The sequence below is a fragment of the Flavobacteriales bacterium genome, assembly GCA_021296215.1.
Lineage (GTDB): Bacteria > Bacteroidota > Bacteroidia > Flavobacteriales > ECT2AJA-044 > ECT2AJA-044.
Window position 1 is genome coordinate 25,245 of sequence record JAGWBA010000019.1, and the last position, 9,855, is coordinate 35,099.

The following is a 9,855-nucleotide window of genomic DNA, read 5'->3' on the forward strand; positions in this document are numbered from 1 at the left end:
GGTCAAATACTTTACTGCAACTTAAAGTTGATCGGCACCGTAAAGGCTACCGGCACGGACTTTCCACGTTGTTTTGCGGGAGTCATTTGCGGTAGTGTGTTCACAATTCGAACAGCTTCTGCATCGAGGTGCTTGTCTACACCACGCCCTACTGTTGCATTCGTGATCTTACCTTGTTGGTCGATTACGAAGGTTACAAATACTTTCCCTTGAATACCCATATCCCTTGCGATCGGCGGGTATTTAAAGACCGTAAGAATGTGTTCGTTGATTTTCTGGTTGAAACACATGTCTTGCTCATTCGCATCTTTAAGGTTCTCACAACCTGGGAATACCGGCTTGTTTTCCACGACCATGAAGTTCATGGGTTCCAAAACCTCTTCCTCTTCCGGTTCTTCAATGATCTCGATGATCTCTTCCTCGTCGAAATCCTGATCTTGGATCTTGATCTCGTCTTCGATCTCCTTATCATCCTCTACCACTTGAATAACCTCGGGGGGAGGTGGTGGCGGGGGAGGTGGCTTCTTTTGACGCAAGGTCACGGGGACCATTTCTTCGTCGATCTCCATATCCAGACTTCCTAAGTCCATCAACTCACGCTCGTAGGTCTTCCACTCAAATAAGAAGATCACTACCCCAAGAGCAACGATCAACCCGATCAAAGTGAAGATCGAACGAGAGCGTTCGAGATCCGCTTGTGGATTTTTCTTCTGTTCCATTACCTTTTCAGAATTGGACGTTAAAAATAGGCATTCGCCCTGTGCACTCCAAAAAGTGCTATTAATTTTAGGTAAAACTTCCACCTCTCAATAGCCTGTGCATGGGATACGCCATCAATGCACCACCCAAATTCGCAGCTATATCGAGCAATTCACCTCTTCGGCCTTCGATTATATAATGTTGTACCAACTCGAGCACCCCACCCAAGACCATGCTTAGTATAAACGCGAGCAAGAAAGCTCTATTGCGCCACACGACTTTGTGATCTTGCTTTAACCACGCTCTCGCAAGTAATAAGGTCAAAACGAAATAGACGAAAGCATGGGCGAACTTATCCGAAAATTGCACTCGTGGCATATCGCTACCGGGAGTCAAACTCGTCAAGAGTATGATTCCCGCCCAGAGAATTGAGGGAATGAATCGTCTAAGCCAACCTTTATTAGGCACCGATCACCTCCTTGTAGGCCCCAGCATCTAATAAGTTGTCGAAATCCTCCGCGTTGTCAGGCTTTATTTTGATCATCCATCCGGCTCCGTATGGATCCTCATTTACTTTCTCGGGATCATCTTCCAAACCTTCATTGAACTCAACGACTTCTCCGGTGACCGGCATAAAAAGATCCGAGACGGTCTTTACTGCTTCAACCGATCCAAATACTTCCTCAGCGTCGAGTTGGTCTCCTTCGGTTTCCACTTCCACATATACAATGTCGCCCAATTCGCCTTGTGCGAAATCGGTGATACCCACCACAAACAAGTCTCCTTCCTTACGGATCCATTCGTGGTCTTTGGTGTACTTCAAATCTTCAGGGATATTCATCTTCTGTATAGCGATTAATTGAGGCCCTAACATAGAGAATCTTGCATCACTGACCTAAGGTGAAGCGCATCTCGATACCGAAGTTGGTATTTGCCGTCGAGACAGCGGTAGAAACCTCGTAATTCGTCATAACGCGGTCGAAGAACAAGCGCACGTTAAAACGGCGCGAAATCACGTAATCGGCCGAAAGCTGGATCTTGATCAGACTTTGCCCTCCGGTAGGTAGTGTGGTTCCTTCGACGATTCGTCGGATGACCGTCCGGTTTTGTCGAATACTGACATCAGCCTGAACATTAAGGTCCGAAACGATTCTTTTCGTTCGTCCACCACTCTTCATTCTGAATGGAACGTCGCGGAAACGGTAACCCGCTCCAAAAATATACTCCCGACCGGTGATCTCGGTGATCTGATTATTCGCGAAGCTCATCGTCATACTTCGGTCGCGGCGCATCTCAACTCTCGAAGTCAAGCTGTTGTTCATGGTCACATCGACCTTGATCAGAGGCGAAAACTGCTCGCGAACAGCAACGGTCTGAATCTGGTATTCTGCAAAGTAATTTCCGGATGGATCCAAACCGTCGTCAGAATCCTGAACCCTTAAGTCCGTTTGAAAGCTCCCTACCGTGTACGTCGATCTATAGGCGTGGCTCAAAGTCACGGTTCTAAAGGTTTCGCGAATCCATGGAATCTTCATGAGTCCGTCATACGTGATGCGCCAGTTCGGTAAGGGCACATCTCGTAGGGTTCTTGTGCTGTATGAGGATGCATCCGAACCCTGATAGGCCGCAAGGAATGCTGGGATCAGTACATCTTGTTGAGTAGGGCCATAACCTACCGGGAATCCTGTTGTGTCGTCGATTATAACCACACCATCTCTATCCAAAGCCAAGCGTTCGGCGATCACATATCGATTCTCCAGGAATTGATCGTAGGTATCAGACTGGAACTCTCCTTTACTGATGAAGCTTACTTTTTCAAAAGCGGTAGCCCAACTCAAAAAACTAATGCTCAAATTACCGCGGTACATCGGATTCAAATCTTGGAAATTGTCATCGTCCGGCACATAGCGGAAGAATGATTCGAAATTCTCGGTATAGGTTCTGTTGCCCGTTAACTCGATGCGGAAATCCCGAATGGGTTCTAAATTCAATCGCAGGTTAAGGTTCTGCGAAACCGTCTGCGCATACCGCTGTGGTTGAAGCGTATCGGTAGTGATCCAGCCATTGGCGGCGGCCTGCGGCCGGATGTCTTCTTGACTCCCAAATACGAACCCTAAGGTCGGAGCCATGCCTCCGTTGTAATTCGTCATACCAAAGTACGAAGTCGAAGGCAAGTAACCGGGCAATAAGGTTCCCACATTCGTGGTATAACTGATGTTCCCGTTTTTCACCATCATTAGAAAGCGCAACAAAGCCTTTCCGAATTCTCCTTCTTTTTCTTCTTCCTCCTCCTCTTCGTTATTCTCCGGCTCATTCCCATTTCGCGTTCGGCGATTCGGCATTCTTCGCTGACTGTTGTTACGCTGATTGGCATTTCGCAAAAAGCCCACTTTATTGTACAGTTGTGTAAAGTTGAACTGAACGTTATACTGCTGCGTATTACTGTTTTCAATAGTGTTACCAAAACTCAATCGGGTTAACGAGGCCGTAGACCAATCGTAATTACTGGTGTAGCGATAAGTAGCATTGGTCCAGTCGAGTATAGGGATCAAATTCACCGGCAATTGCCAGTTGAAATTCAAGGTTTGGTGGAATCGCGTTGAACGGCCGCCATTCCAGAAATTGGACCAAATACTGTCCCGTGCACTATCGTCAATGGCTCCTTCGGGCTCATCGATCCGGTTGTTCGAGGTAGCCGTATAGTCGATCTTAATGTTCTTGGTCAGGTCGTATTTGAGGTCGTACACCCGATCCATGGTAAATGCCTTGTTGTAGTTCGGTTCAATGAGCAAAATTGCATCGCTGTTATTTCGCAGCTTGGTCTCGGCATAATCCCTCCGAATATTCGTCTGGAACGCAAAACGGCTCGGTAAGTAGTAGAAATTCGCCTCACTGAACAATCGAAGCCACTTAGAGCTTCTCAGGAAATTCACATTCCTGAATGGACGCACATTCTCAGGGCGGGTATTGAAGTTATATGCCAACTGGCCTTGCGTATTCTTCATTACCGAATATTCCGTATTCACATCGCGGTGATAAGTTTCGTTGCACGAGTAGGTCACCGAGAAGTTTTCGATATCCCAAGGCATTTCCTTTTTCGGAGCCTGTTGGTTTAAAGCTCCCGGACCTTGTGGCACCCCGGGTGCTCCGGGCGAAGGTCGGTTGCCTCCCGTAGTCCGTTCCTTGCGAACATTCGTAAAGTTCACGCTGGTGCGCCGCGTGTAGTCCTGAATGATCGATTTCAGCGAATCGCGCTCCTGTGCATTATCCAAGGCGTCGTACGCTTCTGGCGTTTCGATATCCGTATCCAATTCGTTGAACATCGGGTTGGCGATTCGCTCTCCGTATCCGAAGTACATCGGAATACGAATACCCGAGTTGCCAAAGAATTGACCCAAGTTCAGGTTCGACTGGAAGTTGTATTCGATGATCTCTTCCTTGTTCCGATCCTGGACCGCCTTGTCGATACCTCCAAATCCGACCGTGCTGTAGTTACCCGAAAGGCTCACCGTACCAAAATCGGCCAACTTCGCCACGGCCCTTACGGTAGCTGCGTAGCCTCCACGTTGATCAAAGTCGGTCAATCGCAATTCATTAAACCATACCTCGGCACATTTGCTCATTCCATCATCCGGATTCGAAGGGCCTAGCTTTTTCGGGTTTCGCATACCCAACATGATGGTACGCACATTACCCAAACTCGGGTTACCCACAATGGTTATCCGGTGGCCCTTCGCGTTTATCACAGTAAACGGAGTGGTCAAATTCACGTCCGGATTCCCCTGCATGGCACCGTTTCGTGCCAACTTCGCTTGGGTGATCTCTTCAAATGCAAAGTCGAATTCGTTCTGTTCGGGCCAAATGGCTCCGGGATCAGAGGTTCCCCACGGGGTTACTTTGACCGGAATCTCATATTCGTAATAGTTCTGAGTGAAGTCGGACCCCAATCGCATGAACGCCGTCAAATCCCCATCCTGCAGATCGTCTCCGTCGCGAGCATCCTCGGCATGGACGAACATCTTGATGCGGTTGTAGTTCCGCATATCCATATTGATGTTCTTAAATGCCGCACGGGCATCTCCATCTTCTAACTCACAGGCCCGAAGGCTTATCGACTGCTCGTTCTGAGCTTGAAGGTTGGTGGTTCCAAAGAGTACCTGACGATCGATACCGGGGGGAATCACATAAGGTATGGGCGAACGCTGACCATTCTCTTCGAGGTTGACTGCGGTCAAGTCAAAGTTGGTGTCATCATCGAAATCATCGTCCAAATCCTCACCCGGAACAGCGAGGTTATCAGAATATCGTCTCCAGTCTGAACGCACGAACTCCAGGCGAGCAAAACGCATGATCAAGGAGTCCTGGAACCCGGTATACACCATACGCATAAAGCGAATACTGCGGAAATCGAAGATATTACCAACTACGCGATCCGGCTCGAAGATGGGAACTTTCAACTGATACCAAGTCACCTCATCGACCTGTCCGTTTTGAAGTTTAACCGATGCTGTTACCGCGTCTGTAATGTAGTTTTCACCGATGACCATGTCCTCGGGGCGAATACTGATCCGGTACTGGTAGTAGGCCTCGGTTTTACTAAGCGTTTGATCTTGGTTAATGTCCTCCACATCGGGTAAGGTGGTCGCCGCGGTCGGATAAGGCTCGATACTGTTCCCTACCGGGGAGTTCCCCTCTGTGTTGTTATATCGTTTGTATCGCTCGAGAATAGGAACCTCCGCGTTGTCGTAATCGGATCCACGATAGTAATGATAGTCGTCGTTTGCAGGGTCGTTCAAAGCTTGTTGGTACGCGCCCGAACTAGTTCCGTAGGCGGCTGCTACGAGATCGAGATAAGAGGGAGTGCCTGGCAAAGTATCTCCATTATAAGGCCAGTTAGCCTCTAGGCCATTATTGAGCCCGTCAAGTCCAATATCTTGTCGCGCACGAGCATCCGGGTCATTGGCAAAAGCGTTTACGATCGACTGATTCGTCGGCACATGCCCCCACTGCGTGGTATCTACTTCCTCGATAACGGTTCCTTCAGGTAAGCCGTTCTCAAAGGCCTTGCGGTTGTCGCGAAGAATATCCTCGCTGATGTTTCCCAAGTGGATATAAAGGTCTCCACCTTGTGCATTCGGGTCATACACGAATGGATCGAGGATCCACATCTGAATGAACTCTACGTTTGCTGTTTCGAAGTTCGACTGAGTGATCGAGCGCATGATCCCTCCCCAGCGCGTTTCGGGCTGAGCCAAACTACCGTCGGGGTTGAGTCCGGCCGAGTGCTGGCCGGGCTCTACATCGAAGTTGTACGGTCCGCGTTCGCTTGGATAAAACGCCATGTTGAGCACCGCCATGTTGGTGGGCTGGCCGTTTGGAATATCTTTAGCAGGGAATAGCTCGGTGATCAGGACTTCCCGAACAAAGTGGTTACTCTGTTGATCGGGGTCGTTTCGAATGTGGTCGGGCGTGAGCGAGTTATTTCGGTGGAAAAGTGGATCCACTACGTACCAAGCCAACTTTGCACGGTTGAACCCATATGCCACGTTCTTACTTTCTCCGGCCTCGGGCCAGAGGTCCGATTGACCTTGAGGTGTCGATGCAATGGACCACTGCGTAACGGTTCGTATATCGATGGTGATTTGGCTATTCTCAAAATCATCGATGTAACTGGTTCCATCGCCGTCGATCTTGATACCTCGTGGAGATCCCGGGATCAATTGAGCGAACTCTCCCGTTACGTTGATCGTGGATTTCGACTTCGTGCTTATTCCCGGCAACGCATCGACCATTCGCGTCAAGAAGCGCGACTCAGTTGTGTAATTTCCGTTAAAGCCCCAAATCGTGTTATTTATGGGCTCGTCTCCCATATTCACCTTCTGGGTAAGCGGACGTTCCCCGAGGTTCAAAATGGTACCTCCCAGCATAAAGTCGTCGCTAACTTCATAATCGACATGGGCTCCCATGAACCGCTTAGCCTGAAAGTTGAATAGTGAATTATTTTCCAGCGAAATCTGGATTGGTGTTCCCGAATTTAAAAGTCCTTCGTCGATGATCTTCACACGCCCGAGGTTGTAATCGACCGTATAGTGAACATTCTCGACCAGTTGTTGGCCACCCGCAGTAACCGTAACCGATCCTTGCGGCACGTTCATGGCATTCAATGGGATCTCGCTACTGCTGCTACTTCGATAGCTCCCTCGGAACAAGAACTTATTGTGCACAGCGTCCTGTTGAGCTACGAACTTAGTACTGTCGTACAGCTGATCATATACATAGTCATCGGCCAAAGTTCCGTCGCCCACGGCTTCGAATTGTGCCCTCAGGTGATCACCAAAGGGCTCTGCAACGGGGAACATTATTCGGCCATTGCTAGGTATTATAGTAATGTTCGGAACAAAGTCATAGACCCCATCGGGCAGTGGGTCATTGTTGTTGTTCAACTTATCGACATTCAAGACTCGAAGAAGGATCTGGTCGCTCAGTCCACCCTCGGGAATGAAGTTCATGGGCTGACCCGTTTCATCGTTGGCGTACAGTACATCGAGGCGGAAATCTTGCTGATTCACCCGGAAGGCACCGATGTTATACACGTTCTTCATCATCAGGTCCCACATCGGTTCATTCACGGCCACGATCACACTCTTCAGCAACTTCACCATCAGGGTTTGCGGTGCGTCGATACCGTCGTTCGAGAATTCACCGACCTGATACGTTTGACCGTTATAGGTATACTGGAAAGCAACGCCCAAGACCTCATCGGCATTGAGCGATTGGTTCAAGGATATATATCCCAAGTTCGGGTGGTAGGTAAACTCGTTGGTCCTCAATCGACGTGCGGTCTCCAGCTCGGCGTAGTCGATTTGCTCGCGGAAACCAAGGGCATTGAGGTAATCATTGACTTGGTTGATATTACGGACTTGTGGATTGGCGAAATCTTCTGGATTCAAACTATTGATAGCATTATCGGGCAACGTTCCGCCATTGTAGCTTATGGCCGGATTGTTTATTTCCGACTCCCCCATATCCATGAAACCGACGATATTTCGTGTATCGTCGGTAATGTTGGTTCGGTTGGTCACCCACACTTCGATCTTGGTAATCTCTACCCCGGAGGTGATCACCGGAAGCTGTTCGAGCGATTCATCGTACCGGTCGCGGAAGAACCGGCTCAGGAAGAAGTGACGGTTGGCTTCGTATTCATCGACCCGAATTTCGAATTCCTGAGTACGTGCACCGCCTTCGACGTTGATGGTGCTGGTCTCACTCTTTTGCTCTGAAAACACTCCGGTAACGGTCGCCTTTCCGAATCGTGCTTGCGCCTTGACCCCGAAAAGGCTTTGCGCTCCTGTAATAAGTGTTGAGTTCAAAGGCAGTCCTACGTTACCCACTTCGAGCCGTTGAATGATCTCGTCTTCATCACCCGTGTACTCGAGCTTCATTTGGTTCTCGAAACTAAAAGTGGCTTCGGTATCGTAGTTCGTTGTGATGCGAAGTTTGTCGCCGATACTTCCGGTGACGTTCATTTGGATGCGCTCGTCGAAATTGAAGCTGGCCGTTCGCCGGTTTCGTTCGGGGAGGGCCGGGTTATCGGTTCTGTTGATCATGGCCCCGAAAATGAGCGATGCGGATCCTCGCGGGCGTATATCTACGGTGTTTCCACCAAAGAGTCGGTCGAAATCCTCGCCCCAAACTTGGAATTGTGGTAGGAGTCCACCCTGCTCCTCGAGTCCGCCGCCCAGACCGCTATTACCCCCCTGACCGGTCTTGTTGTTCCAGTAGGTCTCGTTCTGTTGGCTAAAGACGTAATCTTGGTATTCGGTCGGAGAAAGGAATTGAGGTGGTCCCAGTGGGAAGTCGCCCAGCATACGTTGGATCACGTATTGGTTCGAAACGGGATCGTACTGCACCGACTGGGTCACATTACCTGGCTCATCCAGAAGGAGATCGCCCTGTTGGCCACCGCCATTACCGATTGTGTCGGATTGTGCCCATCCTGCCGCAGGCAGAAATAACGCAACCGTTAAATACAAAAATAGCCACCCTAGGCTCTGTGTTCTATGGCCCAATGCCACCTTCAAATTTCCGCTCACATATTGTTCAACGCCTTCTTGATCAGGACCTCCACGCTCGAATCGGGACCTTGCTTCAAAAGTGCGTCCACTACTTTTTGCGACTTCGCCTTAGGGAAGCCCAGCACATCCAATGCAGTTAACGCCTCGTCTCGGGCGGTATTGCTCAGCGGTAAAGATATTTCTCCATCAACTTCAAGAGTAGCTGCTTTGCCCTTGAGATCGATGATGATCCGCTGGGCCGTTTTTGCGCCAATTCCTTTGATACTTTGCATGGCGGACACGTTCTCCGTCACCAGCGCCTGCTGGAGCTCGGCCGGATTCATACTACTCAGTACCACCTGCGCCGTGCTCGCCCCAACCCCACTCACTCCAATGAGCAGCCGAAAAAAGGCACGCTCAGTAGCATCGGCAAATCCGTACAGCTTATGGGCGTCCTCGCGCACCTGCAAGTGGGTGTGTAAGAATACGGCCTCATCGGCCGGAAGCTGCTCATACGTGTTCAGAGTAATATTTACTTGGTAGCCGACCCCGTTGCATTCTATAACCACATGGGTGGGCGATTTTTCGATGAGTCGTCCTCTCAAATGTGTGATCATCTGCTTTTTGTTTGGGCTTCGGCAGCGGCGATCGTAACCATGTTCACGATCTCGTGCACCGTTGCACCGAGTTGTAGCACGTGCATGGGCTTGTTCATCCCCATCAAGATGGGTCCAATGGCTTCGGCACCGGTGAGTTCCTGAATGAGTTTGTACGAAATGTTTCCGGAATCGAGGTTCGGGAATACGAGCATATTGGCTCCGTACTTGGACAAATCGGAGAATGAGAAGGTCTCTTGCAATAGTTCTACGTTCAGAGCGAAGTTCCCTTGAATTTCACCATCGATGATCATTTCCGGAAAACGGCGTTTGAGCAAGTCGCGCGCATAGGCCATTTTGCTTGTGTTCGCATCGCGCGAGCTCCCGAAGTTGCTGTAGCTCAACAATGCGATTCGCGGCACTATACCGAACTGTCGAACGGCCTGGGCCGCCATCAGCGCGATGTCGGCGATCTCGCTGCCATCGGGATTCACATTGATCGTGGT

The 9,855-nt window shown here is 49.7% G+C and carries 5 protein-coding genes and 1 pseudogene (1 of these 6 cut by a window edge); all 6 read right to left on the bottom strand.

Translation table 11 applies throughout. The features are described 5' to 3' along the window. Nucleotides 1-11 precede the first annotated feature (11 nt). A complete protein-coding gene (locus J4F31_04965; GenBank protein MCE2495916.1) occupies nt 12-719 on the bottom strand; it encodes a TonB family protein in 708 nt (235 codons plus the stop codon). A 67-nt stretch (nt 720-786) separates the two neighbouring features. Next, a complete protein-coding gene (locus J4F31_04970; protein MCE2495917.1) occupies nt 787-1,077 on the bottom strand; it encodes a VanZ family protein in 291 nt (96 codons plus the stop codon). Nucleotides 1,078-1,159: 82 nt separating this feature from the next. After that, nucleotides 1,160-1,540, bottom strand: a complete 381-nt coding sequence (gene gcvH / locus J4F31_04975; protein MCE2495918.1) for a glycine cleavage system protein GcvH — start codon at nt 1,538-1,540, stop codon at nt 1,160-1,162. 46 nt (nt 1,541-1,586) lie between these two features. Next, on the bottom strand, nt 1,587-8,792 hold the full coding sequence (sprA, locus tag J4F31_04980) for a cell surface protein SprA (GenBank protein MCE2495919.1): 7,206 nt from the start codon (nt 8,790-8,792) through the stop codon (nt 1,587-1,589). Beyond that, the gene (gene ruvA / locus J4F31_04985) at nt 8,789-9,370 is read right to left on the bottom strand and encodes a Holliday junction branch migration protein RuvA (GenBank protein ID MCE2495920.1); all 582 of its coding nucleotides are present in this window, start codon (nt 9,368-9,370) and stop codon (nt 8,789-8,791) included. Before ruvA ends, sprA begins: the two co-directional genes overlap by 4 nt. Next, nucleotides 9,367-9,855: pseudogene (locus J4F31_04990) on the bottom strand (NADP-dependent malic enzyme); it runs 1,752 nt beyond the window's last position. The gene ruvA and the pseudogene J4F31_04990 overlap by 4 nt, the downstream one beginning before the upstream one ends.